This window comes from Bhargavaea cecembensis (assembly GCF_000826125.2).
GTDB classification, from domain to species: Bacteria; Bacillota; Bacilli; order Bacillales_A; family Planococcaceae; genus Bhargavaea; species Bhargavaea cecembensis_B.
The window spans coordinates 402,249-426,882 of record NZ_LN651371.1; the positions used below are offsets into that span (position 1 = coordinate 402,249).

The window sequence follows — 24,634 nt, forward strand, 5'->3', positions numbered from 1 at the left end:
AATCCCTCCCTGCCTATCTATACACTTGTCCGCAAAAATTAAACTCTTCCGCGGTCCGTCAATGAACAAAGCGCCCCCCAAAAGGGACGGCGCTCAGTTCAGGTTCATCGGACACAGAACGATGATGCGGTATGGGACAGTTTGGGCGGGGATGCTTCTCGTTGACGGGCCATACAGCACGATTAAATCACGGTTTGCCGGATACTTTGTAAAAAGCTGCCCGTTCGTCGACAACACCAAAGTCGCCGGGGACAGATTGAGTTTCAGCATTTGGTCGCTGCTCACCAATTGGCTGTCATAGTGAGCGACTTTTACATTCTGTGCCGGATTATCTTTCACCATGACAAGCGCCGGATACTGCGGAGGGTAAATCAGGATTGCCGGTAAATCCCCGTCATAATAACCTGTCACCTGATCTCCCACGCGGATGATTTCATGGCCCACGAAATAAGTGGACGGCGAAACGACAAAGTTTACGATGGAACCGAATCCGTTCTCCATTGTAAACAGTTGATGGCAACCTTCGCTTCCGGGATTTATACCAAAGTCACTGATTGCAGTGACCGTGCCTTGAAATGCATAGAAATTTGTCATGTCATGACGTCCCTCCAATAACAAGATGAGGACTACTGTTCATCTGTGATTCCCAAGAGCCTCCTGACCACGTTCACATATGGTTCCTTAGGATACTCATTATACAAAGAGCTGGCGATGCGGACCGGATCACCGAAAAAGTATCGTTCATACTGCATTCCCCTCGTTCCGAACGAACTCATCGTCAAATCCCAGGCCAGCCGGAAAATCTTCACCCGTTCTTCGGCGGATCTCGTGGCGCCTTGAAGATAGAGATCAAGGTCCGGCCTGATGCCGGAATGGAAAGCGGTCTCGGTCGGAATCGTAATCATTCCGCTGGCTCCGATGATCTGGATGATCTCAGTGAAGCGCGGATACAGCTTTGGAAACACGGCGCTTGCCGTATTCAGCGGAATCACATTTGGCCTCATCACGCCAAATTCATCGATGGCAGCATGGTTTTCCGCCTTCTCCAGCAATGCCTTCATCGTTTCAAGGCCTATAATGATCTCCGATACTTTTTCCTGTATATGCTGGTAGCCATCCACCTTGATGGTTTCGGACAATAACTGGGCGAGCCCTAAAATAAATTCGGTCTTCACAATTTGCCGTGTCACGACTTGATGCTTGGCAAATGCGTGAAAAGAACTACGCTTGATGAATTCTTCAGCCACTTCACCATCATTGTAATAGAACACCCGGTCCCAAGGGACCAAAACATTGTCGAACACAACAACTGAATCCATTTCCTCGTATCGCGCGCTTAATGGATGGTTGAACGGCGAGGACCCTCCGATGAATGTATCCCGGCAAATGAATTTCAACCCCTTCGCATTGGATGGGATTGAAAATGCAAATGCCTCGTCTTCATTGAATAGGAATTTGCCGACACTAAAAACAAGGACCTCATCGGTCAATCCGCCCTGTGTGGCGAGTAAACGCGCACCTTTGATGACAATCCCGTCCGGTTTCACATCCACCACTTTCGCAGCGATGGGTTCTTTGCTGGTTTCGACATAGATTTGGGAGCGGTTTACCTGCGGACTGACGAATGTATGAGTGAACGATAAGTCCTTTTCCCTGGCCTGTTTATAAAACGCAACAAGATTTTGCGGATAACTATTTTCCTTGCCCTCCAAAAACCCGGCGCAAGAAGCAAAGCTCATCAAGACAGAGTTCAAGTAATCGGGACTTCTCCCCATCATCCCAAAGCTTCGGGCAGCCCAATGTTCCATCATTTCCCGTCTTCTTTTCAGATCTCCCATGCTTTTTGGCTGCATATACGACAGTCCGATCGGATCACCTGTTTCAGGCGAACGAAACGTCATCTTGTCTTTGAACCGGGGATCGAGTTGCATGTCGTAGAGAGCCGCTTTTTCCCGGATGATTCCCTTGAACACAGGGTGACTGGAAATCGGCCCTTCCACTTTTTTGCCGTCCAGCCAGATTTCATTGTTCAGGCTGTCAATTCGCTCGATGTACGCCTTCCCGTTGATGGCTCCCACTTGGTCACTCCTAATCAAAGTCTGGAGGCGATAGCACCGGATGGCCGCCCTTTCTATGCTATGCATCAGCCCGCTATTCCTGAACCCCGGAAAATTAAGCGGACATTGAAAATCATTGTGGTATTTCGTACTTTCCCTCTCCTGCAGCCGGCACTTTACGCATCCACCCGTCGGCAGATTGAGAGATTTGAACTATTGGAATGCTGCGGTTCATTGTTACACTAAGATAGGAGATCCACTCGTTGGATCAAACATCATTCAAAATAAATGGGGATTTGAGATGCTAAGGGCTTTGAAAATCGCCGGGGCTTTCGTCGGCGTCATTGTCGGTGCAGGCTTTGCATCCGGTCAAGAGGTTTTGCAGTACTTCACCAGCTTTGGCTACAAGGGGACGATTGCAGCAGTCGTCGCGACTGCGCTGTTCGCCTATCTCGGAATGATCTTGACGAATATCGGAAGCCGGTTGAAGGCAGATTCACATAAAACCGCCATTTATGAAATCAGCGGGCGCTATCTTGGCGTGATTGTGGATGCCATCATCATCTTCACCCTGTTCGGTGTCGGCGTCGTGATGATCGCGGGCGCGGGGGCAACGGTCCATCAGCAATTCGGTCTGCCTGTTTTTGTCGGCAGTCTCATCATGTCGGTCCTTGTGATCCTTGCCATGATGCTCAAGATTGATAAGGTGATCGCGGTGATCGCGAGCATCACCCCGTTCCTCCTCGTGTTCATCGTCATCATTTCGGTGTACAGCATGAGCACGATGGACGCATCATTTGCTGCACTGAACGCGGTCGCCGAAAGTCAGGAAAAGTCGTTTCCGAACTGGTTGGTCTCTGCGATCAACTATGTCTCCTTCAACATCGCGGTCGGAGCCGGAATGGCATTGATGACAGGAGGATCGGAAAAGAATCCGCGGATCGCGGGCTTCGGCGGACTGCTCGGCGGACTGGCCATCGGCGTGATGATCATCCTGTCCCACTTCGCCATCTTCGCCAAAATCGAAGAAGTGGCATCGTATGACCTGCCGTTGCTGAAAATTGTGGAGGACATTTCACCTGTCCTCGCGATCCTGATGTCCATCGTCCTGTTCGGGATGATCTTCAATACGGCGCTCGGGATGTTCTACGGATTTGTCGCCAGATTCTTTGAAATGGATACGAAAAAAGCCCATACGGCGACGATCATCACCGTGGCCATCGGATTCGTCCTGAGCTTTGTCGGCTTCACCACACTGGTTTCCAAGTTCTACTCACTGATCGGCTATCTGGGGCTGTTCCTGATGGTGGCCCTCATTTACGCGCCGTTCAAGCTGAAGCGGGAAGGTAAATAATCCTGATATCCGAAAAGGCCCCTCCTCCATATCGCATGGAGGAAGGGCCTTTCTTCGATGCGAAAGGTGGATAAGCTTAGATCCATTAATACAAGGAATGGCCAAACTTTATTATTAAGCCAGTCAATTCGCTCAAGGCGCATGTGCCTGATCCGCATCAGCCGGACAAGTTTCATTTGAGGACTGGGCGGAATAGCGTAGACGGAGGTGATCGGTTGGAACATCTGGTTCCGATTGCAGTGTACCTGGATGGCTGCCTGTTCATCGCCCTGTATGCGCACCTGTGGAAAGTGAGGAAGCGGGTCGGATTCCATCTGGGCATGAACATCAGTTTGGCCACGGGCGGCATGGCTGCTCTGTTGTTTGGTGTTTTGCTCATCAACCAATATCCGTTTCATTTCACTTACATTACGATTTTATCAGCACTGGTCGGGATGGCTGCAGGCGCGTTGTTCGGCAGGCTGTTTGATTACCAGACTTTCGTCACCGGCCTGACGAATGGGATTGTCGCCGGGCTGATGGCACCGATGATCGGAACAGTCGTTGACATGCCTCTTTTGTTTATCGGCTGCCTTCACATTTTGTTTGTGCTCTGCCTCTGCGTGATCTGGATTTCCGTCATAAGGTCGTGAAGACGCATGATGATCATTTTAGGAGCGTTTGTATGGAGTGCGCTCGATGCCGGCAACATTTACCGGGTGTTCAGGAAAAAGCACCTTCTCTTTGATGACCGGTACTCGAAGACCATGGGCACGGCGTTATCCTCCGTCACTTCACTTGTCATCGCCCTCTACCTCACCCTGCTTCTTCCCCCGTCCTGGCAGATTCCAGCTGCCGCAGCCGGCTTGTGGGTCGGTTGGAAATTCGGTTCATTCATGAAAGCGCCCGCTTCACTGGCCGGCATCTATCACGGGGCCATGGGCGGCATCATGGGGATGATGCTCGGTGCGGTGATCCTGAACCCCGCTCTATGCAAAGTGCCGATTGATACCGAAACGATGATCCGAATGAACTTGTACACGCTGACAATCTTCTGCGCCTGTCTCCACGCACTTGTGATCCGGCTCGTCCGTCATTCGCTGAAAGCCTGAACATGGAAGGAGACTGTTGATGAAGTTCCTTTGGGGGGCATCGGCCCTTCTGCTCGGTTTCCTGGCTGTGTTCTTTTTTTGGCCAAAAACTGTTGAACTGCCCCGCATGGGCACTGTTGGAGAGTGGCCGCTCACCGACCTGGAGGGCCATCATCTCCGGCAGCCGGAGAAGCCGGTATTGGTCACCTTTTTCTTCACCAATTGTCCGGACATCTGTCCGACGACCTTATTTGACCTAAAACAGCTGGATGCCGAGATGAAAAGCCGCGGTCACTCACCTGATGATTATTTGGTCCTGGCCGTCACGCTGGATCCTGAATATGATACAAATGAGCGCATCCATGAATACAAGAATAATCTCGGAATCGATGCCCCCAACTGGCTGTTTGCCCGCGGGAGTGAAGCGGACACAAGGCGCTTCACCCGTTCGTTCAACTTCATCTATTCAAAAGACGAACACGGATTTGTCACCCATTCAACGTCGATGTATATCGCCGATGCAGACGGTGTTGTACGGGCGCATCATGACATGGCGGTCGGCAGCAACCGGGTCGACATCGGACAAATTGCCGATCATCTGGATTCATTGATCAAGTGAACGGGAGGTGAATGCAATGCCAAACGAACAATCCGCCAAACAAGACAGACTTCAACCGACATATGCGTCTCCCCTTCACACATCGCCGACCAGCGCGGTCCCGACTGAAGAAACAAGGGTTCTCACGGAGTACATCCAACAGAAAAATTTGTTCAGGGTGGCAGCGAGGGATGAGTCCCGGCGAAAGTTCATCATGCTCAAACAGTTCTTCAAGATGAAGCGGCATCAGCAGGTCGTCGTCAACTCTGCTCTGGATGAGGGCGAGCTCATCACGACCGAGGGCAAGGTCGCCGCCATCGGAAGAGATTTTGTCATGCTGACGGACATCCGGAAACGGATATGGATCCCCTATGCCGCAATTGACTCCGCAACCATCCCCTATGGCTTCCCCACCTACTCGAACCCCCACCAGAACCATATTTATGACAATCAACTCCGGCAAAAGCTCATCTTGAACTTCGGCGAAACCGTGAGCTGCAGAGAGGAACTTGTCCGCCAGTTCTTTGAAGAGACCTTTCACACGAACCTGTCTTCCTGGAAAGGAACATGGGTTCAAACCAGGACGGCAGATCGATCTTACGTCGGCAGATTGGAAAAAGCGACAAAGAAAGCATGCACCATTCGTTCCTTCAGATCCGGCCGGCTCATCCCGATGGATGATCTGCGTTTTGTTGAAGTTCTCAGTGGGACGGATCTCCTCAAACGGTTTGCCGGACAACTGATGCCAAAGGTGTTCAAAAGAAAATGATCGGAGGCGGCTGCTTTGAAAAAGGCGGAGGCAACTTTATTTGACTCGCTTCACGGAAAACTGGGGGAGGAAGTTTTGATCGTCACGAAGGCTGCGCAACTCAACTTACTGGGACAGGTGTTCCGTCCCATTTTCGCGGGGACCGTCCACGAAGTCACCCTGGGGCACATCACGCTCTGGCCGGTCATCATCAAAATGGTGAATGCCCCCTTCTACCAATTCCCTTTCCCGCTCAGCATCCCGTTTGAGCAGGTGGTGTCGTATTCAACTGAAATCCCGAGCGATCTGCAATTCCCCCTAACTTAACGAAGGAGGTCTTACAATGGAAAATCCCATGGAGAACAAAACGATCAACGATGTCCGGGAAGAAGCGCTCATCAGCCACTTCAGGGATCACGCCGGGCAAAGGGTGTTCATCCTGACAGAGGCCTTCCCGTTCATGTTCATCGGCAAAATCAAGAGGGTGGTCGATGACATGGCTTTCCTGCATGTGGAGACCACGTCCGTTCCCGCCCTGGAGGGCAAGGAATGGTCGATCCACCTGGATTCGGTCGAAGTGTTTTATATCGAAAAAGAAAATGAAAACAAGATTCCCTTCCTACAGGATAACTGGAAAAGAGGGAGGCCATGATCCGGAAGTTCCACGTCGTGGCGATTCCCATCCGCATGGTCATCAATACGTTCGGCGACCATAATCCGAATGGCATGATGTACGTCCTGAAAGAAAATGAAGAGAAAGTGAAGGAACTCGTCAAAAAAAACCCGTTCACTCCCGTCGACCTCGTCCAGCCGCTCATCATCCGGGCGAACGAGGGAGATACGGTGGAAGTTCTGTTGGAAAACAAGCTCAGCTTCCATGCAGGCCTTCATTTCCAGCAGGCGGAGTATGACCCGGATCAATCCGACGGCGCGCATGTCGGGCTGAATGACGACAGCACAGTTGCTCCCGGGGAAACCGGACTGTACCGGATTCATCCCGTAGAGGAAGGCATTTATTATTTCTCCGACCTCGGCAACCCGGCAAGCAGCGAAAACGGGTCGAACATCAACGGCTTGTTCGGGGCCTTGTTCGTGCAAAAACGTTTTTCCTGGTGGACAGACCCCGAAACCGGAAAACCGATGAATTCCGGCACCTATGCAGATGTCCATCATCCGCTCCTCCCCTCGTTCCGCGAATATGCATGGGTCTTCCACGATGAGATGGAAGTGAAAGACCTGACCGGGAACCGGCCGATCCACCACTTGACCAACCAGGAGGAAGCTTCGTTCCACGGGGCGAACTACCGGTATGAACCTGTGAACAGGCGGCAGCAGCTCATTTCGGAGGGAGTGGTCTGTCCCACCTGCGAGGGAGAGGAAGTCCACCATGATTCCTGGGTGTTCGGGGATCCGTCCGCTCCGATCCTGCGCGGCTATGTCGGGGATCCGGCAAAGATCCGCGTGCTTCACGCCGGCGTGAAGGAAACCCACGTTTTCCATTACCATGTTCATCAATGGCTGAGCGATCCGTATGACCTGGAATCGGAAATCTTCGACTCGCAGGCGACCAGCCCGCAGACGCACTACACCGTCGAGCCGCTCTATGGTTTGGGCAGCATGCAGGGTTCATTCGGCGACTGCGTCATCCACTGCCATCTGTATCCTCACTTTGCGGCGGGCATGTGGGGGATGAACCGGGTGTTCAATACGCTGCAGGACGGCAGCCAGTGCTATCCGAACGGCGTTCCGATCAAACCGCTCCAGCCGCTCCCCGACCGGAAGGCGCCTCCAAAGCCGACTGCAGAAAAGCCCGGCTTCCCGAATTTCATCCCCGGAAAAGTCGGTTTCAAGGCCCCCCGTCCGCCGCTCGGCATTGTCGGCGGGCGCGGGCTGACGGAGCTTGAGCGGCATGCGGCCATCGAAAACCCGAGGCCCGGAGCCGTATTCACAGATCCGTGCCCGCCGGAAGCGCCGGTCATGGAGCTGAACATTTCCGTGATCGAGCTGCCGATCACCTACAACCGGCACGGGTGGAATGATCCAAAAGGGCGGATCTATGTGCTCGATGAGGAGCTGGAAGATGTCTGCTCCGGCAAGAAAGCCCCCGAACCGCTCGTCATCCATGCGCCGGCCAACACCTGTTTCAGGATCAACTATACAAACCGCCTGCCGCACGTGCTTGACGGAGATGCATTCCAACTTGTGACCCGGACATATGAGAACGGATTCCATATCCATTACGTCAAGTTCGATGTACTCGTGAATGACGGGGCCAATGTCGGCTGGAACTATGATTCCTCCGTCCTGCCGGGAGAAACGATCCGGTATTCCTACTACGCGGAGTCCGAGCTGAAAGCCTGGTTTTTCCATGATCACCTGTTCCCGAACTCCCACCAGCAGCACGGCGTTTTCGGAGCCGGCGTGGTGCATCCGCGCTTCACCGAGTTCGTGGATTCCAAGACCGGGAAGCCTGTCGTCCACGGAACAGAAGTGACCTCCCAAAGCCCATTGGTACCGGATCAGCGTGAATACGTGCTGTTTGCCCAGGACTTCACGATGCTGTTCGACAAAAACGGAAGACCGATCCAGCCTCCGAGATTCCCCGGATCAGATGATGACCCCGGCTTGTTCGCAGTGAACTACAGGAATGAGCCGCTGCAGTTCCGACTGGGACCGGACTGTGATCCCGCCTATACGTTCAGCTCCTATATGAATGGAGACCCGTTCACCCCCGTATTCAAAGCCTATCAAGGAGATTCCATCCGGATCCGGCTCCTTCAGGGTTCTCAGGAGGAATCCCACAGCTTCAACCTTCACGGACTGAGATGGCACAAAAGACGAGGCAGCCTGAATTCGTTCCTCGATGATCAGCAGCATATCGGAATATCCGAATCGTTTTCCGTGGAAACGTATATCGCCGGAGCAGGAGATTACTTCTGGGCGTTTGAAACGGTGGAGGACCTGTGGAACGGACTCTGGGGACTGATCCGCGCCTATGATGAAAAAGTGCCGGATCTCATCCCGCTGGCCGATCGCCCGGTGCCGCCGGAACGCTCGAAACCTTTGCCCGAATGTACGGGCGATAAGCCGCCGCAGGCTGAAGGTCCCGCCTTGGTCCCGCACGGCCAAGGACCGCTCCGCAAGTTCGATATCGTCGCGTTCCAAGTCCCGATCGAGTACAACAACTACGGCGACCATGATCCGCACGGCATCGTCTTTGCCCTGCAGGAAGATGTGGAGGCCATACTCTGCGGGAAGAAAAAACCGGAACCGCTCGTCATCCGGGGGAACGTCGGCGATACGGTGGAAGTGACCCTCACGAGCCGGCTGGTACCGGAAAAGTTTCCGTTCAAGGACGGCATTTATCCGTATCCGACAGTGAAGGAACAGGCCTTCTATCCGCCTTCGCTCCGGGTCTCGCTCCATCCGCAGCTGATCCAGTATGACGTGAGAAACTCATCTGGCGAAACGGTCGGCTTCAACGGCGACCAGACCGTCGGGCCGGGGGAAACGAGGACATACCGGTGGATTGTGGATACTCCGGTCGGCGTCTGCGGCCTGTGGGACATGGCGGATATCCGCAACCACAAACTGCACGGGGCGTTCGGCGCTTTCGTCGCAGAACCGAGAGGAACGAGTTATCTGGATCCCTATACGCTGAAGCCGATCAAGTCCGGTGCAGTTGCCGTGCTGCGCAATCCGCTTCTGCCGGTCACACGGGAATTGGTCCTCGTCATGCATGACGGCGTTCGGCTTCTGGATAAGAACGGGCAACTTATCTTCGACCCGGTGGACGGGATTTTGCTGCCGCCCCCGGAACTCGATGAAGATCTCCTGGATACGTATGATCAGGGGTCCCGCGGCTTCAACTACCGCTCGGAGCGCTTGATCAACCGGTACAGGGAAAAGCCGTTGCTTCAGGATTTGTTCAGTTCGCGCACGTTCGCCGATCCGGCCACTCCTCTTCTGGAGAGCTACCCGGGGGATCCGGTGACGATCCGTCTGGCAGCCCCGGCAGACCGCAGGCGCTCCCACACGTTCACCCTGCATGGCCACCGGTGGAACTTCGATCCGAAAAACATCAACTCCCGCACAGAATCATTTCTCGGATTCAACTTATCAGGGGCCACGAGAGATATTGAACTGCAGGGAGGCGCGGGGGCCTTCGGAAACCGTCCGGGTGACTATCTGTACCGCTCCGGCAATATCCGCTGGGACATCGAACAGGGCATGTGGGGAATCCTCCGGGTCCACGGAGAGCCGGATGAACGCCTGCCCCGCCTGGAATAAAAAGAAACGAAAAAAGAGAAGCCGGCTCCCTTCTCTTTTTTTCTACATACATCTGACATAGAAAGGAGGGATAAAAATTGCAAAAGGAATGTAAACTGCTTGGCTGTCCAAAACGGCCATCTTCCCCCCAGTTTCCTTCCCCGACGGATTGCCTGCCGGAAGGGGAGCTGGAGGAACTGCTCGGACGCATTGAAGAGGCCAATGAACTGTTGCTGGATCTGGCATTGGAGGATGGCCGCCCGTCCGATGAAGTATTCCGCGGCGCGTTTGACGGCCTCTTCGGCCGGCACGTTGAAGTCGCCACACTCGAAGACGAATCCATCAAAGGAACTGTCAAACTTGCCGGGTTTGACTTCACGCTGCTGGAAGACGGCAAGGAAAGCGCAGTGCTCCTGCCTTACGGACAGATCAGGGAAATCTCGCTTGCCGGATGTGCCGCCAGCCCGCCTCCGGTGCCCGGCTTGATCGGTACCGATGTCTGCCTGCGCAGCAGCCTCGTTTCCTGCTTCGGAGCGACCGTCTCTTCTTCGCCTGAGCTGATCCACCTGTTTTTCAGGATGCGCCTGCCTGTTTATCTGCTCACTCTGGAAGGCAGCCGGCTTGAGATCACAGTGGACCACAACCGGATGGAAGGCCTGCTCACCGACGTCAACCGGGAAACCATCGTTTTGAAGACGGGGAAAGAAAGAAAAATTATTCCGATCGGGCACATTACGCTTGTCCGCGTGAAGCCGTGAAAAACAGGAAGCCGGCCTGAGGAGCCGGCTTTCTGTTTTTATTGGTCTCCCCGTTGTTCGCAGTGCCCGAAGACGACCTCCAAATAGGAGATCCGGTCAACCGGGAAAATGAGCGACCGCCCTTTGGAGTGAGGACGCTTCTTTAATACATACTTGATATTCTCTCGCCTTTTTGCGGCCGAAGCCGGTTTTTTCATCAGCCTCCCCTTCATCTGAGCGTCACTGTCCATCATGGAATGCCGGTCAATCTGCATTTCCACAAAGTTGGAGCCGACCGCCATCAGGGTGCCTTTCACCTCTTCCCCGCTGTCCAGGCTGAACTTGACCTTACAGCCGGTCAGGCGGTGGAGCCGGTGGACCAGTCCGTCCTGCAGATCCGCAAGACGCACGGAAAATCCGGTGCTGCAGAGATCATTCCGGCAACCGCAATGGCAAGTTCCACAGTTGCAGCCTGAACCATGCCCGCAGCTGCACCGGCCCTGTTTGCGTTCACCGCATCGGCAGTGTCCGCCGGAACGGGAATCCTTGCAGCCGCAGCCCCGGTTGCCGAGCCCCGGATGGTCGGATCCATCCCCGCGGCTATGATGTTTCGAACAATCACAGGAATGTCCTCCATACGGCTTTCCGCACGTGCAGGCATGGCTGCCGTCCTTCCGCTCACAGCCGCACTCCTTGCAGTCCTGCAGTCTGGAACAGCCGCATGTCTCTTTAGTGCTGAATTTATCAGGTTTCATCTAATAACCTCCCTTCCCCCTCCCTATTAATATATGTCCGCATTTGAGCGGGCGGTGGATTCCAACCCACGGGACACAATTACTTCACGGCAAAAAACCCGCACACCCAAATGGTTGTGCGGGGTTTTTGCTTCTCCCAGATAGAGGGAAAGGAGATATGCGGAGCACTTCACTTTCATCGGGGTGAGGATGCGCCGTAGTCAGATTCATTACAGATATTCAGGGGATTGCAATCTGTTTACAATCAAATTAAGAATCGCTCATATCGGCCTTTTTCCAAAGGTTTTCCTTTATAATGCGATGATACACTTCCATGGAAGGAGATCGTTATTCATGAAAAAAATGATGTTCATTATAATGACCAGCTTTTTGGCTGTTGCTTTGGCGGCCTGCGGAGGAAATGACGAAAGCAAGGGAACCGCCAATGCCGATCAGGCTGCAACAGCGGAAAACGATCAGCAGAAGCAAATGGAAGACATGCAAAAGAAACTGGAAGCACAGCAAGTCGATGAAAAGAAAACCGTAGCCGTCGTGAATGACCAGGAAATTCTGGGGAGCGAATACAATGGCGCTTTGGCGTCTTCACAGGGACAAATGCAGCAAATGGGGCAAGACCCGACGTCCAAAGAAGCGGCCGAGCAATTAAAAAGCCAAACCATCGACAACTTGGTCGGACAGACTCTTATTCTGCAAGAGGCCGATAAAAAGGGCTATCAGGCTTCAAAGTCCGATATCGATCAGCGGCTGGACGAAGTGAAGGGACAATTTAAAACCGAAAAAGAATTCGAAGCCGCGCTCGATGAATCGGGCATGGATTTGAAATCACTTCAAACTCAAATCGCCGAAGACCTTAAATTCCGTCAGTATGTGGAGAAAGAAGTGCCGGCAGGTGATATCACCGATGAAGAAATCCAAAAAACCTATGATCAATATGCGGAACAAGCAAAGGGTGCAGGTCAGGAAGTTCCAAAGCTTGAGGAAATGAAACCACAGATCAAGCAATCCCTCCAGCAGCAAAAGCAGCAGGAACAACTCGTTCAGCAAGTTGAAAAGCTGAAGGAACATGCGAAAATCGATATCAAGATATAAGAGATGCACAAAAGAGGTCAACCGTTCTCCGCGGTTGACCTTTTCTTTTGCCCCTTTCAAGCGGCAGCCCGGCACAAAGACTGGAATGGCGACTGCTCCAAAACTCAAAAAACCTCCCCGGCTTTTTCCGGGGAGGTTAAGGAAATGCAACTCTTACATCATGCCCATGCCGCCCATGTCCGGCATGCCGCCGCCTGCTGCAGGCGGTTCCGGAATGTCTGCGACAACTGCTTCCGTCGTGAGGAAGAGAGCTGCAACGGATGCGGCGTTCTGAAGCGCATAGCGCGTCACTTTCGTCGGGTCGACGATGCCGGCATCGGTCATGTTCACCCAAGTGCCTTCTGCTGCGTTGAAGCCGATGCCGACTTCTTCGCGCTTCAGGCGGTCTACGACGATCGAGCCTTCGAGGCCCGCGTTTTCTGCAATCTGGCGGACCGGCTCTTCAAGTGCGCGGAGGACGATCTTGACGCCGGTTGCGACGTCGCCTTCGGAGCTTTCCTGCAGTTCGGCCACTTTGTTGTAGACGTTGACGAGCGCCGTGCCGCCGCCGGAGACGATGCCTTCTTCAACGGCTGCGCGCGTTGCGTTCAGGGCATCCTCGATGCGGAGTTTGCGTTCTTTCAATTCAGTTTCGGTCGCTGCGCCGACTTTGATGACTGCCACGCCGCCTGCAAGTTTCGCCAGGCGTTCCTGGAGCTTCTCTTTGTCAAACTCGGAAGTTGTTTCTTCCACTTGTGCACGGATCTGGTTCACGCGGCCGGCGATGTTGTCCTGGTCCCCGCTGCCTTCAACAATGGTCGTGTTGTCTTTGGACACGACGATTTTCGCAGCACGGCCAAGCTGTGTCACGTCAGCCGACTTCAGCTCGAGGCCGAGGTCTTCCGTGATCACTTGACCGCCCGTGAGGATGGCGATGTCTTCGAGCATGGCCTTGCGGCGGTCGCCGAAGCCAGGTGCCTTGACCGCCACGACATTGAATGTACCGCGGAGCTTGTTGAGCACGAGTGTGGCGAGTGCTTCGCCTTCAACGTCTTCAGCGATCATGAGGAGCGGACGTCCCTGCTGGACAACCTGCTCGAGCACAGGAAGGATTTCCTGGATGTTGGAAATTTTCTTGTCCGTGATGAGGATGTACGGGTTCTCAAGAACCGCTTCCATCTTCTCGGAATCGGTCACCATGTAAGGCGACGCATAGCCGCGGTCAAACTGCATTCCTTCCACGACGTCGAGTTCCGTTGCGAAGCCCTTCGACTCTTCAATCGTGATGACGCCGTCGTTGCCGACACGTTCCATCGCTTCTGCAATCAGTTCACCGACTTCATCGTCTCCGGAAGAAATGGCCGCAACCTGTGCGATCGATTCCTTGCCCTGGATTTCTGTGGAGATGTTCTTCAGTTCTTCGACAGCCGTATCGACCGCCTGTTCGATCCCTTTTCGGATGCCGACAGGGTTCGCGCCGGCCGTCACGTTTTTGAGTCCTTCACGGATCATTGCCTGTGCAAGGACAGTAGCAGTCGTCGTTCCGTCACCGGCCACGTCGTTTGTTTTCGAAGCGACTTCGGAAACGAGCTTCGCGCCCATGTTTTCAAACGCGTCTTCGAGTTCGATTTCTTTTGCAATCGTCACGCCGTCGTTCGTGATGAGCGGCGATCCGAAGCTTTTTTGGAGTACAACGTTGCGGCCTTTAGGCCCAAGTGTCACTTTCACCGCATCAGCCAGTTTGTCCACGCCTTTGAGCATGAGGCTGCGTGCATCTTCGTTGAACTTGATTTCCTTTGCCATCGATGAGTCCCTCCTGATAATCAGTCATTGTTCATGTAATAAAACCCGGTTTCAATCCATCCGGCCGGCAAATCAGCCGAGGATGGCCAGTACGTCGTTTTCGCGCAGGATGAGGTATTCTTCCCCGCCGTATTTCACTTCGGTGCCTGCATATTTGGAGAAGATGATGTGGTCGCCCTCTTTGACTTCCAGGTCCACTTTCGTGCCGTTGTCGAGGTAGCGGCCGGTGCCGACTGCGATGACTTTGCCTTCCTGTGGCTTTTCCTTTGCGGAATCCGGAAGTACAATGCCGCTCGAAGTAGTTTCTTCCGCTTCGATCAATTCAATGATGATGCGATCACCCAATGGTTTCAACACGTGAAACACCCTCCTCTGAATCTGTCGATGATTGTCGTTTGTTAGCACTCGGTGAATAGGAGTGCTAACACAATTATTATGATAATCAATCTACAGAGGTTTTGCAAGCGGGATGCATGAGTCCCCCCTCTTTGAAATTTCCTCGGCGGAGCTCTACAATCAATCTATACAGACTTTGCTGACAGAAAGGATTCTGACCTTGAAAAAACGCCATACCTCGCTTTGGATATTCCTGATTTACGCAGCGGCCCAGCTGTCGGGCAAACCGGCCCTTGACCTGATCATTCCGCGGCTCATCGATGCAGGCCGGAGTGAGCAGGAGGCCGCGCTGCTTGCGGCCGGCTGGTGGATCTTCATTTCATTCGGCATCGCCGTGGCGGCCACGCTCTGGCTGGCCTACTCCGACAAAATGTATTTCCGGACGCCGAAAGGGCCGAAGTCGTCGATCGGCATCACGGTCCTCCTCGGGATCGCCGGGTTCTTCCTCGTGCTGTTCGGACAGGGGCTGGCCGGCGTCATCGAGAAGGCGATCGGCATTGAAGCAGGTTCACAGAACACCGCGGCCCTCGTCACCGTCGCCGACATGGCACCGGCCGCCATTTTCGCGATCGTCTTCTTTGCGCCGATCCTCGAGGAATTCATTTTCCGGCGGATCGTGTTCGGCACGCTCGTCGACCGGACGAATTTCTTCGTCGCGGCAGCCGTGAGCTCGCTCGCCTTCGCCGCGATGCATATGGAGTTCACGCATATTCTGCTGTACGCCGCGTCCGGGTTCATCTTCGCGTTCCTCTATCACCGGACGAAGCGCCTCCTCACGTCGATCATCGCCCACATGATGCTGAACGGATTTGTCATGACCGTCCAGCTCAACATGGACAAGATCGAAGAATTTATCCGGCAGATGGAACGGATTGCGAACATCCAATAGAAGAGAAGAAAAAACGCCTTCCGCGGCACTTAGTCCGCGTGAAGGCGTTTTTGTTCTTCCTGTTCTTCGAGGATGCGTCGGCGTTCCGCCTCCATCTCCTCCTGCTGGCGCTTCTGTTCGGCTTTCAAGTATTTCCGGTGGCCCACGCGCGAGATGAACACGCTGATCTCATACAGGATGAGGAGCGGCACCGTCGTGAACAAGTGCGAGAACAGATCCGGCGGCGTGATGAACGCTGCCAGGACGAACAGCCCGAAGTAGGCGTACTTCCGAAACTTGACGAGCAATGCCGGATCCAGGATGCCGAGCCGCGAGAAGAACAGCAGCACGACCGGCAGCTGGAAGACCAGCCCGAACGGCAAGGTGATCTGGAACAGGAAATTGAAATATTCGTTGACGCCGATCGTCTGCTGAATGTCCAGGTTCTCGGACAGGTTCGTCATGAATGAGATCAAGTACGGGAACAGGACAAAATACGAGAACGAGATCCCGGCAATGAACAGGACGAAGGCGAACGGGATGTAGCTGAGCGTCACCCGCCGCTCCGTCTCGTTCAGACCCGGGCTGATGAAGGCCCAGAGCTGATAAAGGATCACCGGCGATATGAGCACGAGGGCGATGAAGATGATCACTTTCAAGTAGATGAACATCGGATCGGCGACGTTGAACGCATTGAGCGTAAAATGTTTCGCCTCATCGCTGTTCTGGAGGAACTGGATGATCGGGCTTGCCAGGAAAAAGCCGCCGATGATCGCGATAACAAAGAAAACGACGATGATCATCAGCCGTTTTCTCAGTTCCTCTATATGTTCGATGATCGACAGTTGTTTATCATTCATAAAGGATGACTTCCTAACTAACGGGGCGTCTTATTTGACGTCTTTTTGTTCGGCAGCTTCTTTCTTGCTGGCCTCGTCATCATCGTCTACAAGACCTTTCGTCGCGTTCTTGAATTCACGCAGCGATGAACCGACCGCCTTGCCGAACTCAGGAAGCTTTTTGGGGCCGAAGATGATCAATGCGACGATTGCGATCACGACAAGACTCATTGGACCTGGTGACATGCCGACACCTCCCTTGTTAATACATCAATTCTACACGATTCCGGGTGAAAACTCCATTTCCCCGGTTGCCGGTTTATGTCGATTTTTCGTCATTGCGGATGGCGTAGATCAGTGCCTGCATCTCCACCGAGAGATCGATCGAATGGACCCGCACCCCTTCCGGCACCGACAGCCTCACAGGCGCGAAGTTGAGGATCCCCTTCACGCCGAGCGCCGCCAGCCGGTCCGCCATCTCCTGTGCCGCCCTCGACGGGACGGTGAGGATCGCCATCTCGACATGGTATCCGGACAGCCGCTCCTCGAGTTCGTCCGGGCGGAAAATCGGGATGCCGTTCGAATCCGACCCGCCATCTTCCACGTTCGGGTCAAATGCCACGACGATCCGGGTGTTATGGTTTTTCTGGAAGTTATATTTGAGAAAGGCGTTCCCGAGGCTTCCCACACCGATGAGCGCCACGTTCGTCACTTCATCCTGATCGAGCGTCTTCCGGAAAAATTCGAGCAGCCTGCGGACGTCATATCCGTAGCCTTTCTTGCCGAGCGCCCCGAAATAAGAAAAGTCTCTCCGGATCGTGGCCGGGTCGATCTTCATCGCTTCGCTCAGCTCCTGCGAAGAGATGCGCTCCTTGCCCGAGTTGGCGAACTTCTGGATGAACCGGTAATAGAGCGGAAGCCGCTTCGATGTCGCCTGTGGGACTTTATTTGTTTTTTCTTCCATGATTGCCTCCTGTGGAGCCGTCCGTCTTGAGCCGATTCCATCTTACAGCAGGCGCCCGTTCCTGTAAAGGCGAGCCGTTGCGCCGCGCGGCTCCATCCATTAAACTAAGTGGGAATAGAGGTGGAAGCCATGATCGTCCTTCAAGTGAACAATGTGACGAAATCATTCGCGGGAGAGGAGATCCTCTCCGGCGTGAAATTGGAAGTTCAGCACCGCGACCGGGTGGCGCTCGTCGGCCGGAACGGTGCCGGAAAGTCGACCCTCCTGAAAATCATTACCGGCCAGATAAGCAGGGACGAAGGGGACATCATCATGCCGAAAGATGTCCGGACCGGCTATCTGGACCAGCATACCGGGCTCGACTCGGACCGCACGATCTGGGAAGAGATGATGACGATCTTCCAGCCGCTCCATGACATGGAGACGGAACTCCGTTCGCTGGAACAGCGGATGGCGGACCCGTCCGTCTATGAGGACGGAGAGGCATACCGGAAAGTGATGGAAGCGTACGATTCTCTTCAGCACCGCTTCGGGGAGTCCGGCGGTTACCAGTATGAATCGGAAACCCGCTCCGTCCTCCACGGCATGCGCTTTTATCCCGAGGATTATGAAAAACGGATCGACACCCTCTCGGGAGGGCAGCGCACCCGACTGGCCCTCGCCCGGCTGCTGCTGTCGAAGCCGGATCTCCTGATTCTCGATGAACCGACGAACCATCTCGACATCGAAACGCTCTCCTGGCTGGAAAGATACCTGCAGGGATATGAGGGAGCCATCCTCATCGTCTCCCACGACCGGTATTTCCTCGATCAGGTCGTAACGACCGTCTATGAAGTATCGCGGCGCAAAGTGACGAAATACGTCGGCAACTACAGCGCCTATCTCGATCAGAAAGCGAAGAACTATGAGCGGGACCGCAAGCTGTACGAAAAGCAGATGGGCGAAAAGGCGAAACTCGAGGAGTTCGTCCAGAAGAACATCGCCCGCGCCTCGACGACGAAAATGGCGCAGAGCCGCCGCAAAGTGCTGGAGAAGACCGACTGGATGGAAAGCCCGGACGGAGATGAGAAGTCGGCGGCTTTCACGTTCGGCATTGAGCGCAAAAGCGGCAACGATGTGCTGTCCGCACGGGAACTCGCCATCGGATACGACGGACAGCCCGTCTCCGAGCACTTGGACTTCCGCGTGTACCGGGATGACCGGATCGCCTTCATCGGCCCGAACGGAGTCGGCAAATCGACCTTGCTCAAGACGCTCACCGGCCGGATCCCGGCGCTGGCCGGCGACATCGCTCTCGGGGCGAATGTCCTGTTCGGCTACTACGACCAGGAACAGGCCGAGCTGACCGGCAACGGCACGGTGTTGCAAGAGATCTGGGATGAGTGGCCGCTCATGAACGAAAAGGATATCCGGACACTGCTTGGCCGGTTCCTGTTCAGCGGAGACGACGTGACCAAGCCGGTCCAGACCCTGTCCGGGGGCGAGAAGGCCCGGCTGGCCATCGCCAAGCTCGTCCTTGAAAAGGCGAACACGCTCGTCCTGGATGAGCCGACGAACCATCTGGACCTCGACAGCAAGGAAGTGCTTGAGAATGCGCTGCTTGATTATCCGGGCACGCTCCTATTCGTCTCACACGACCGGTATTTCATCAACAGGATTGCAACGAAAGTGATTGAACTGTCCCCCGAAGGGAACGAGGAGTTCCTCGGCGGCTACGATTACTACTTGGAAAAGAAGAAAGAGCAGGAGGAGCTCGCGCTTGAAATTGCGGCCGAGCAGCAGGCGGGCCGCCCCGCCGCATCCCCGCCGGCGGCCTCGCGTCCTGTTTCCGAAACCAAGGAACAGCAGCGGGAACGGCGCCGCATCGAGCGGGCGCTCCAGGAAGCGGAGAAAGAGATGGAGTCCCTGGAAGCGGAAGTCGCCCGTCTTGAGGAAGACTTGAACGATCCGGCCCACGCGGACGACCATGTCCGGCTGGCAGAGATCCAGGAGGAACTGGACCGCCAAACGGAACTTCAAGAAGCATCCATGGAGCGCTGGATGGAACTGCAGACCTCGCTGGAAGAAGTCTGAATGAATAGAGAGCGTCATAATAAGGTGCATGCGGCCGTGTCTGCATGCGCTTTTTTCATTTTCCTGCGAAAAAGGTCGAAATCCGCACAGGTTCTCCACATTGTTATTCACAAGGGATACCGCATAAAAACGGGATATTCACACAGTTACCCACATTATCCACAGACGTCCGCCGAGTTTTGCACACTCATTTTTCAAAGATGGAGGATAATCCGGGCGTAAATCCATAAGTTATGAACAAGTTATCCACAAATGTGTATAAGTACAAATGTTCCCTCTTGACAGCTTTCGCGCAATATGGAGAAAAAACAGGGAGTCCGTCCGCAGACAGACTTCCTGTTCCAATTCATTTTATAGCATTTCCGCTCGGCGACCAGCTGAGGAGTTCCATGCCCGGCCGTCCGTTCATGGAGAGGTCTCCCCGGACTCCCGCTTTGTACATCGAAGTGCCGGCCGCGGCAATCATCGCCGCATTGTCCGTGCACAGTTTGAGCGGCGGTACATGGAAAGCGATCCCTTCCGCCTCCAGCGCCTCCGCCAAAGACGCCCGTAGCCCCCGGTTGGCCGCAACCCCGCCGGCCGCGATCACCTGGTGCACGCCGTATTCTTTGGCAGCCCGCACCGTCTTCGTTGTGACCACCTCAACCACGCTCTGCTGGAATCCGGCTGCTACGTTTGCCTTGTCGACCGGCAGCCCTTTCTGTTCGGCGTTATGGACATGGTTGATCACCGCGGATTTCAGGCCGCTGAAGCTGAAGTCATAGGACCCCTCTTCAAGCCAGGCCCTCGGGAAATCGACCGCGCCGTCCGCTTCATGGGCAAGCCGGTCGATATGCGGGCCGCCGGGATACGGCAGGCCCAGCACCCGGGCCACCNGGAAGCGGAAGTCGCCCGTCTTGAGGAAGACTTGAACGATCCGGCCCACGCGGACGACCATGTCCGGCTGGCAGAGATCCAGGAGGAACTGGACCGCCAAACGGAACTTCAAGAAGCATCCATGGAGCGCTGGATGGAACTGCAGACCTCGCTGGAAGAAGTCTGAATGAATAGAGAGCGTCATAATAAGGTGCATGCGGCCGTGTCTGCATGCGCTTTTTTCATTTTCCTGCGAAAAAGGTCGAAATCCGCACAGGTTCTCCACATTGTTATTCACAAGGGATACCGCATAAAAACGGGATATTCACACAGTTACCCACATTATCCACAGACGTCCGCCGAGTTTTGCACACTCATTTTTCAAAGATGGAGGATAATCCGGGCGTAAATCCATAAGTTATGAACAAGTTATCCACAAATGTGTATAAGTACAAATGTTCCCTCTTGACAGCTTTCGCGCAATATGGAGAAAAAACAGGGAGTCCGTCCGCAGACAGACTTCCTGTTCCAATTCATTTTATAGCATTTCCGCTCGGCGACCAGCTGAGGAGTTCCATGCCCGGCCGTCCGTTCATGGAGAGGTCTCCCCGGACTCCCGCTTTGTACATCGAAGTGCCGGCCGCGGCAATCATCGCCGCATTGTCCGTGCACAGTTTGAGCGGCGGTACATGGAAAGCGATCCCTTCCGCCTCCAGCGCCTCCGCCAAAGACGCCCGTAGCCCCCGGTTGGCCGCAACCCCGCCGGCCGCGATCACCTGGTGCACGCCGTATTCTTTGGCAGCCCGCACCGTCTTCGTTGTGACCACCTCAACCACGCTCTGCTGGAATCCGGCTGCTACGTTTGCCTTGTCGACCGGCAGCCCTTTCTGTTCGGCGTTATGGACATGGTTGATCACCGCGGATTTCAGGCCGCTGAAGCTGAAGTCATAGGACCCCTCTTCAAGCCAGGCCCTCGGGAAATCGACCGCGCCGTCCGCTTCATGGGCAAGCCGGTCGATATGCGGGCCGCCGGGATACGGCAGGCCCAGCACCCGGGCCACCTTATCATAGGCCTCTCCAGCCGCATCATCCCGGGTTTCCCCGATGAGCCGGAACGAACCGTCCCTCTCCATATGAACAAGTTCGGTATGTCCGCCCGAAATGATCAGTGCGATGAGCGGGTACTCCATCCCGCCGTCCAACTGGTTGGCGTATACATGGCCTGCGATATGATGGACACCAATGACCGGGAGGCTGTGCGCAAAGGCGAATGCTTTTGCCGCATTGACCCCGATGAGAAGAGCCCCGACAAGCCCGGGCCCTTCCGTCACGGCAACAGCCGACAGCTCGTCCGGACGGATTCCCGCCTCATCAAGCGCCTCGCCGATCACAAGCGTGATCTGCTCGACATGATGGCGCGAAGCCACTTCCGGCACAACCCCACCGAACCGCTTATGGCTCTCGATCTGGGAAGCGACGACATTCGAAATGATTTCATTGCCGTTCCTCACGACAGATGCCGCTGTTTCATCACAGCTTGTTTCAATACCGAGAATATAGATGTCTTTCATTTCATCAGCTCCGTCCACATCACGAGGGCGTCTTCCCCGTTGTCGGTATAGTAACCGCGCCGGATGCCGCCGTCGCGGAATCCGAGCTTGCGGTAGAGATTAAGGGCCGGTTCGTTCGTCACCCTCACTTCAAGCGTCATCGTGCGGGCCCCGTTCGCGGCGGCCCGCTCCATCATTTCCCTCATGAGCAGCTCCCCGATTCCCCGGCCCCTGAAAGTTCCGAGCACAGCGACATTCGTGATGTGACTTTCATCCAGGATGACCCACATGCCGGCATATCCGATCACTTCATCATCGCTTTCAGCAAGCAGATAATAGGCATATTCGTTGCGCAGCATCTCCTGCTCGAATGCCTCGATCGACCACGGCGCCGGAAACGCATCGGACTCGACCCGGTAGACGGCCGGTACGTCGGCGAGCATCATCTTGCGGAAGGAAACGCCGGCCCCTGCCTCATTCCCCATCCTCATGCGCCTCCCCGCGGGCCTTCCGCCAATTGACCTCGGCTTCCGGGAGCCGGCGGTACTCCGGCGTGAATGCATGCAGGTCCGAAACCGGGGCAAGCCCTTCCGCCTCTTCAATCAACAGCGAGGCCCTCGGAACATCCTGAGCCCCGTGCGACCGGACAGCCCGGTCTCCAAGTGATTCCTTCGCGGCTCCCCAGTGGATCCCGGCACCCGGTCCGACAAAGACGACCCGTGCCTCTTCCTCCCCCAGACGGACAAGAAGATCTGCGAACGACAGATGACGGTCCCTCTCCAGCTCTTCCAGCTTTCCTTCGCCCGTCCGTTTATACAGGCCCGAAAATACATTGCCGCGGCGCGCGTCGATCAGCGGGCAAATGATCACGCCGGGTGTAAATACATTCGCCGCCAGCACCCGCAGGCTCGAGACGCCGGTGAGCGGCTTCCCGAGTGTCCAGGCGAGCGTCTTGGCGATTGTCACGCCGATCCTCACGCCGGTATACGAACCGGGCCCCTCGGCCACCGCGATGGCATCCAGATCCGAAGGAACGAGACCCGCCCGGTCGAGCATCTCCTTGACCGCGGGCATGGCGCCAACGGAATGATTGAGCCCAACCGCCAGATTTAATTCCGCCAGAAGTTCGCCGTCGCGCACGACAGCAGCGGACAGCGGAAGATTTGATGTATCAAGTCCAAGCCAGATCATAATCCGATCTCCTTTACGAGCGTTTCATAATAAGTGCCCTGCGGGCGGAATACGAATGCACGCCCGTCCCCGTCCGTGCGGCGGATCTCGATATCCAGCCGCTCTTTCGGAAGTTCGTCTTCGATATACCGGGCCCATTCGATAACCGACACGGCCTCCCCGTAGAACAGCTCGGACCAGCCAAGATCCTCTTCGCTGTTTTCCAGTCGATAGACGTCCAGATGATTCAGCGGCAGCCGGCCCTCATATTGCTTGAGTATCGTAAACGTCGGACTGTTGACGGTCCGGCGGATCCCCAGCCCTCTTGCCAGCGCCTGCGTGAACGTCGTCTTTCCCGCGCCGAGATCCCCTTCCAGCGTGATCACCTCTCCGCCTGCCAACCGGGAAGCCAGTTGCCCGGCCAGTTTTTCCGTTTCGGCCTGGGACCTTACTTCTATCGTCGTTTCCATAGTATTCACTCCATCTTGGAGACCCGTTCCTGCCGGGCTCCGCATTGAGCCTGTCCGTTGCCCGCCGTTATGTTGCGGGCTTCACATGCTGACCCAAGTTTACCGGATTGGCGGGAGATTTTGTACTGATTTGCAGGAGGACGCTTGGTTTTGAAGACACGCCCGATGCTTTCGGGGTGCATCGTCTTATGATGATTTTAGATTGCGAGCGGCAGGAATCATGTTATGTGAGGAGCTTTTGAAGTCGCGTGGGGGTGTTTCGGAGGCGGGAAAGGGGGATTCACAGGCGCGTTTCCTTTCAGGAATTTTTCGAAGGCGCGTTCAGAGATTCCAGAGGCGCAATTATTCATCGTGAATTTCTGAAGGCGCGCTGAGTGAATTCAAAGGCGCGCTATAGATGCGGGAACTCTGAAACCGGTAGATTGTCTCGCATACCACGTTGATGTTGCTGATTGTGTCCATGAGAGGGTGCAAGTTTCATCATTTGAAGAATCCGCCCGCTTGCGGACGGCTTTGCGACACCGTTACGAAGGACGGCGGCTGCATCCCTGGATAATTAACGTTTCTGCTTGGCAAATTAACGTCTCATCTTAGCTAATTAACATCTCAGCTCCGCAAATTAACGTCTCAGCTCCGCTAATTAACGTTTCGGCTCAGATCAACAACGCTTCACTCAAGATAAACAACGTTTCACCTTAGATACACAACGTTTCAGCCTAGATACGCAACGTTTCAAGTTTGCGTCCAGTATTTTGTGGGGGCTATTGCCTCCAACAGAAATCAGACGGTGACCACTCTCACTAAATGACACGCCTATACAGCTTGAACACTCACTTTGCTGCTTGAACACAAAAAAACCGCCCCCTAAAGGAGACGGCCTTGTGCCCAGCGACGTCCTACTCTTGCAGGGGGAAGCCCCCGACTACCATCGGCGCTGAAGAGCTTAACTTCCGTGTTCGGGATGGGAACGGGTGTGACCTCTTCGCCATC

Annotated in this window: 25 protein-coding genes, 1 rRNA gene and 1 pseudogene; 13 read left to right on the plus strand and 14 right to left on the minus strand. The window is 54.8% G+C overall.

What is annotated here, in order from left to right:
• Positions 1 to 93: 93 nt before the first annotated feature.
• Positions 94 to 594 (minus strand): hypothetical protein, encoded by a 501-nt coding sequence (locus tag BN1189_RS02510; RefSeq protein WP_040225131.1) that lies wholly within the window; start codon positions 592 to 594, stop codon positions 94 to 96.
• A gap of 32 nt (positions 595 to 626) precedes the next feature.
• Positions 627 to 2,078 (minus strand): 4-hydroxyphenylacetate 3-monooxygenase, oxygenase component, encoded by a 1,452-nt coding sequence (gene hpaB / locus BN1189_RS02515; RefSeq protein ID WP_040225179.1) that lies wholly within the window; start codon positions 2,076 to 2,078, stop codon positions 627 to 629.
• Between the two features lie 280 nt (positions 2,079 to 2,358).
• Here hpaB and BN1189_RS02520 point away from each other — a divergent pair, with 280 nt between their 5' ends.
• The 9 genes from BN1189_RS02520 (at position 2,359) to BN1189_RS02560 (ending at position 10,854) form a co-directional block, all read left to right on the plus strand.
• A complete protein-coding gene (locus BN1189_RS02520; RefSeq protein WP_040225132.1) occupies positions 2,359 to 3,411 on the plus strand; it encodes a YkvI family membrane protein in 1,053 nt (350 codons plus the stop codon).
• 215 nt (positions 3,412 to 3,626) lie between these two features.
• Complete coding sequence (locus tag BN1189_RS02525) at positions 3,627 to 4,043, plus strand: hypothetical protein (protein ID WP_052455587.1); 417 nt, start codon at positions 3,627 to 3,629, stop codon at positions 4,041 to 4,043.
• A gap of 6 nt (positions 4,044 to 4,049) precedes the next feature.
• The gene (locus BN1189_RS02530; protein WP_040225135.1) at positions 4,050 to 4,502 is read left to right on the plus strand and encodes a hypothetical protein; all 453 of its coding nucleotides are present in this window, start codon (positions 4,050 to 4,052) and stop codon (positions 4,500 to 4,502) included.
• Between the two features lie 19 nt (positions 4,503 to 4,521).
• The gene (locus tag BN1189_RS02535) at positions 4,522 to 5,100 is read left to right on the plus strand and encodes an SCO family protein (protein WP_040225138.1); all 579 of its coding nucleotides are present in this window, start codon (positions 4,522 to 4,524) and stop codon (positions 5,098 to 5,100) included.
• 214 nt (positions 5,101 to 5,314) lie between these two features.
• Complete coding sequence (locus BN1189_RS02540) at positions 5,315 to 5,848, plus strand: hypothetical protein (RefSeq protein WP_179860883.1); 534 nt, start codon at positions 5,315 to 5,317, stop codon at positions 5,846 to 5,848.
• 15 nt (positions 5,849 to 5,863) lie between these two features.
• The gene (locus BN1189_RS02545; RefSeq protein WP_040225141.1) at positions 5,864 to 6,154 is read left to right on the plus strand and encodes a hypothetical protein; all 291 of its coding nucleotides are present in this window, start codon (positions 5,864 to 5,866) and stop codon (positions 6,152 to 6,154) included.
• Positions 6,155 to 6,170: 16 nt separating this feature from the next.
• On the plus strand, positions 6,171 to 6,479 hold the full coding sequence (locus BN1189_RS02550) for a hypothetical protein (protein ID WP_040225143.1): 309 nt from the start codon (positions 6,171 to 6,173) through the stop codon (positions 6,477 to 6,479).
• Complete coding sequence (locus BN1189_RS02555; RefSeq protein WP_040225144.1) at positions 6,476 to 10,117, plus strand: multicopper oxidase domain-containing protein; 3,642 nt, start codon at positions 6,476 to 6,478, stop codon at positions 10,115 to 10,117. Before BN1189_RS02550 ends, BN1189_RS02555 begins: the two co-directional genes overlap by 4 nt.
• A 77-nt stretch (positions 10,118 to 10,194) precedes the next feature.
• Positions 10,195 to 10,854, plus strand: a complete 660-nt coding sequence (locus tag BN1189_RS02560) for a hypothetical protein (RefSeq protein ID WP_052455588.1) — start codon at positions 10,195 to 10,197, stop codon at positions 10,852 to 10,854.
• 38 nt (positions 10,855 to 10,892) lie between these two features.
• Here the strand turns inward: BN1189_RS02560 and BN1189_RS02565 are convergent, their stop codons facing one another.
• Positions 10,893 to 11,243 (minus strand): hypothetical protein, encoded by a 351-nt coding sequence (locus BN1189_RS02565; RefSeq protein WP_143242230.1) that lies wholly within the window; start codon positions 11,241 to 11,243, stop codon positions 10,893 to 10,895.
• Positions 11,244 to 11,921: 678 nt separating this feature from the next.
• Here BN1189_RS02565 and BN1189_RS02575 point away from each other — a divergent pair.
• A complete protein-coding gene (locus BN1189_RS02575) occupies positions 11,922 to 12,677 on the plus strand; it encodes a SurA N-terminal domain-containing protein (protein WP_040225150.1) in 756 nt (251 codons plus the stop codon).
• Positions 12,678 to 12,830: 153 nt separating this feature from the next.
• Here BN1189_RS02575 and groL read toward each other — a convergent pair whose 3' ends face one another.
• Both groL and groES read right to left on the minus strand, forming a co-directional pair.
• Positions 12,831 to 14,459 (minus strand): chaperonin GroEL, encoded by a 1,629-nt coding sequence (gene groL, locus BN1189_RS02580; RefSeq protein WP_040225152.1) that lies wholly within the window; start codon positions 14,457 to 14,459, stop codon positions 12,831 to 12,833.
• A 72-nt stretch (positions 14,460 to 14,531) separates the two neighbouring features.
• Complete coding sequence (gene groES, locus BN1189_RS02585) at positions 14,532 to 14,816, minus strand: co-chaperone GroES (RefSeq protein WP_040225155.1); 285 nt, start codon at positions 14,814 to 14,816, stop codon at positions 14,532 to 14,534.
• Positions 14,817 to 15,015: 199 nt separating this feature from the next.
• On the opposite strand from groES, the gene BN1189_RS02590 reads away from it, so the two are divergent.
• Positions 15,016 to 15,744 carry a CPBP family intramembrane glutamic endopeptidase gene (locus tag BN1189_RS02590; protein WP_052455589.1) on the plus strand — a complete coding sequence of 243 codons (729 nt, stop codon included), beginning with the start codon at positions 15,016 to 15,018 and terminating at the stop codon, positions 15,742 to 15,744.
• Positions 15,745 to 15,773: 29 nt separating this feature from the next.
• Here the strand turns inward: BN1189_RS02590 and tatC are convergent, their stop codons facing one another.
• From tatC to BN1189_RS02605, 3 genes are all read right to left on the minus strand, one after another.
• The gene (gene tatC / locus BN1189_RS02595) at positions 15,774 to 16,583 is read right to left on the minus strand and encodes a twin-arginine translocase subunit TatC (RefSeq protein WP_040225157.1); all 810 of its coding nucleotides are present in this window, start codon (positions 16,581 to 16,583) and stop codon (positions 15,774 to 15,776) included.
• A gap of 30 nt (positions 16,584 to 16,613) precedes the next feature.
• The gene (locus BN1189_RS02600) at positions 16,614 to 16,808 is read right to left on the minus strand and encodes a twin-arginine translocase TatA/TatE family subunit (protein WP_040225160.1); all 195 of its coding nucleotides are present in this window, start codon (positions 16,806 to 16,808) and stop codon (positions 16,614 to 16,616) included.
• Positions 16,809 to 16,881: 73 nt separating this feature from the next.
• Positions 16,882 to 17,526, minus strand: coding sequence for a redox-sensing transcriptional repressor Rex (locus tag BN1189_RS02605; RefSeq protein ID WP_040225161.1), 645 nt, complete (start codon positions 17,524 to 17,526; stop codon positions 16,882 to 16,884).
• 129 nt (positions 17,527 to 17,655) lie between these two features.
• Between BN1189_RS02605 and BN1189_RS02610 the strand changes: the two genes are divergently transcribed.
• Positions 17,656 to 19,599 (plus strand): ABC-F family ATP-binding cassette domain-containing protein, encoded by a 1,944-nt coding sequence (locus tag BN1189_RS02610; RefSeq protein WP_040225163.1) that lies wholly within the window; start codon positions 17,656 to 17,658, stop codon positions 19,597 to 19,599.
• A gap of 346 nt (positions 19,600 to 19,945) precedes the next feature.
• Here BN1189_RS02610 and BN1189_RS02615 read toward each other — a convergent pair.
• Positions 19,946 to 20,473: pseudogene (locus BN1189_RS02615) on the minus strand (Kae1-like domain-containing protein); the annotation flags it as partial.
• On the opposite strand from BN1189_RS02615, the gene BN1189_RS16715 reads away from it, so the two are divergent.
• Entirely contained in the window at positions 20,432 to 20,641 is a 210-nt protein-coding gene (locus BN1189_RS16715; protein ID WP_373604606.1) for an ABC transporter C-terminal domain-containing protein, read from the plus strand. The pseudogene BN1189_RS02615 and the gene BN1189_RS16715 overlap by 42 nt on opposite strands.
• Before the next feature lie 346 nt (positions 20,642 to 20,987).
• Here the strand turns inward: BN1189_RS16715 and tsaD are convergent, their stop codons facing one another.
• The 5 genes from tsaD to rrf all read right to left on the minus strand — a co-directional run.
• Positions 20,988 to 22,025, minus strand: coding sequence for a tRNA (adenosine(37)-N6)-threonylcarbamoyltransferase complex transferase subunit TsaD (gene tsaD, locus BN1189_RS02620; RefSeq protein ID WP_040225166.1), 1,038 nt, complete (start codon positions 22,023 to 22,025; stop codon positions 20,988 to 20,990).
• Positions 22,022 to 22,489 (minus strand): ribosomal protein S18-alanine N-acetyltransferase, encoded by a 468-nt coding sequence (rimI, locus tag BN1189_RS02625; protein ID WP_040225170.1) that lies wholly within the window; start codon positions 22,487 to 22,489, stop codon positions 22,022 to 22,024. Before rimI ends, tsaD begins: the two co-directional genes overlap by 4 nt.
• Positions 22,479 to 23,195 carry a tRNA (adenosine(37)-N6)-threonylcarbamoyltransferase complex dimerization subunit type 1 TsaB gene (tsaB, locus tag BN1189_RS02630; protein WP_040225172.1) on the minus strand — a complete coding sequence of 239 codons (717 nt, stop codon included), beginning with the start codon at positions 23,193 to 23,195 and terminating at the stop codon, positions 22,479 to 22,481. Before tsaB ends, rimI begins: the two co-directional genes overlap by 11 nt.
• Positions 23,192 to 23,644 carry a tRNA (adenosine(37)-N6)-threonylcarbamoyltransferase complex ATPase subunit type 1 TsaE gene (gene tsaE, locus BN1189_RS02635; RefSeq protein ID WP_040225174.1) on the minus strand — a complete coding sequence of 151 codons (453 nt, stop codon included), beginning with the start codon at positions 23,642 to 23,644 and terminating at the stop codon, positions 23,192 to 23,194. The genes tsaB and tsaE overlap by 4 nt, the downstream gene beginning before the upstream one ends.
• 883 nt (positions 23,645 to 24,527) lie before the next feature.
• A 5S ribosomal RNA gene (gene rrf / locus BN1189_RS02640) occupies positions 24,528 to 24,634 on the minus strand; the annotation flags it as partial.

What these genes read in the sequence shown, in the direction of transcription:
- BN1189_RS02510 (WP_040225131.1), bottom strand. Translation starts at nt 594, where the DNA reads ATGACAAATTTCTATGCATTTCAAGGCACGGTCACTGCAATCAGTGAC.
- BN1189_RS02520 (WP_040225132.1), top strand. Translation starts at nt 2,359, where the DNA reads ATGCTAAGGGCTTTGAAAATCGCCGGGGCTTTCGTCGGCGTCATTGTC.
- BN1189_RS02530 (WP_040225135.1), top strand. Translation starts at nt 4,050, where the DNA reads ATGATGATCATTTTAGGAGCGTTTGTATGGAGTGCGCTCGATGCCGGC.
- BN1189_RS02535 (WP_040225138.1), top strand. Translation starts at nt 4,522, where the DNA reads ATGAAGTTCCTTTGGGGGGCATCGGCCCTTCTGCTCGGTTTCCTGGCT.
- BN1189_RS02540 (WP_179860883.1), top strand. Translation starts at nt 5,315, where the DNA reads ATGAAGCGGCATCAGCAGGTCGTCGTCAACTCTGCTCTGGATGAGGGC.
- BN1189_RS02550 (WP_040225143.1), top strand. Translation starts at nt 6,171, where the DNA reads ATGGAAAATCCCATGGAGAACAAAACGATCAACGATGTCCGGGAAGAA.
- BN1189_RS02555 (WP_040225144.1), top strand. Translation starts at nt 6,476, where the DNA reads ATGATCCGGAAGTTCCACGTCGTGGCGATTCCCATCCGCATGGTCATC.
- BN1189_RS02575 (WP_040225150.1), top strand. Translation starts at nt 11,922, where the DNA reads ATGAAAAAAATGATGTTCATTATAATGACCAGCTTTTTGGCTGTTGCT.
- groL (WP_040225152.1), bottom strand. Translation starts at nt 14,459, where the DNA reads ATGGCAAAGGAAATCAAGTTCAACGAAGATGCACGCAGCCTCATGCTC.
- tatC (WP_040225157.1), bottom strand. Translation starts at nt 16,583, where the DNA reads ATGAATGATAAACAACTGTCGATCATCGAACATATAGAGGAACTGAGA.
- BN1189_RS02600 (WP_040225160.1), bottom strand. Translation starts at nt 16,808, where the DNA reads ATGTCACCAGGTCCAATGAGTCTTGTCGTGATCGCAATCGTCGCATTG.
- BN1189_RS02605 (WP_040225161.1), bottom strand. Translation starts at nt 17,526, where the DNA reads ATGGAAGAAAAAACAAATAAAGTCCCACAGGCGACATCGAAGCGGCTT.
- BN1189_RS02610 (WP_040225163.1), top strand. Translation starts at nt 17,656, where the DNA reads ATGATCGTCCTTCAAGTGAACAATGTGACGAAATCATTCGCGGGAGAG.
- tsaD (WP_040225166.1), bottom strand. Translation starts at nt 22,025, where the DNA reads ATGAAAGACATCTATATTCTCGGTATTGAAACAAGCTGTGATGAAACA.
- rimI (WP_040225170.1), bottom strand. Translation starts at nt 22,489, where the DNA reads ATGGGGAATGAGGCAGGGGCCGGCGTTTCCTTCCGCAAGATGATGCTC.
- tsaB (WP_040225172.1), bottom strand. Translation starts at nt 23,195, where the DNA reads ATGATCTGGCTTGGACTTGATACATCAAATCTTCCGCTGTCCGCTGCT.
- tsaE (WP_040225174.1), bottom strand. Translation starts at nt 23,644, where the DNA reads ATGGAAACGACGATAGAAGTAAGGTCCCAGGCCGAAACGGAAAAACTG.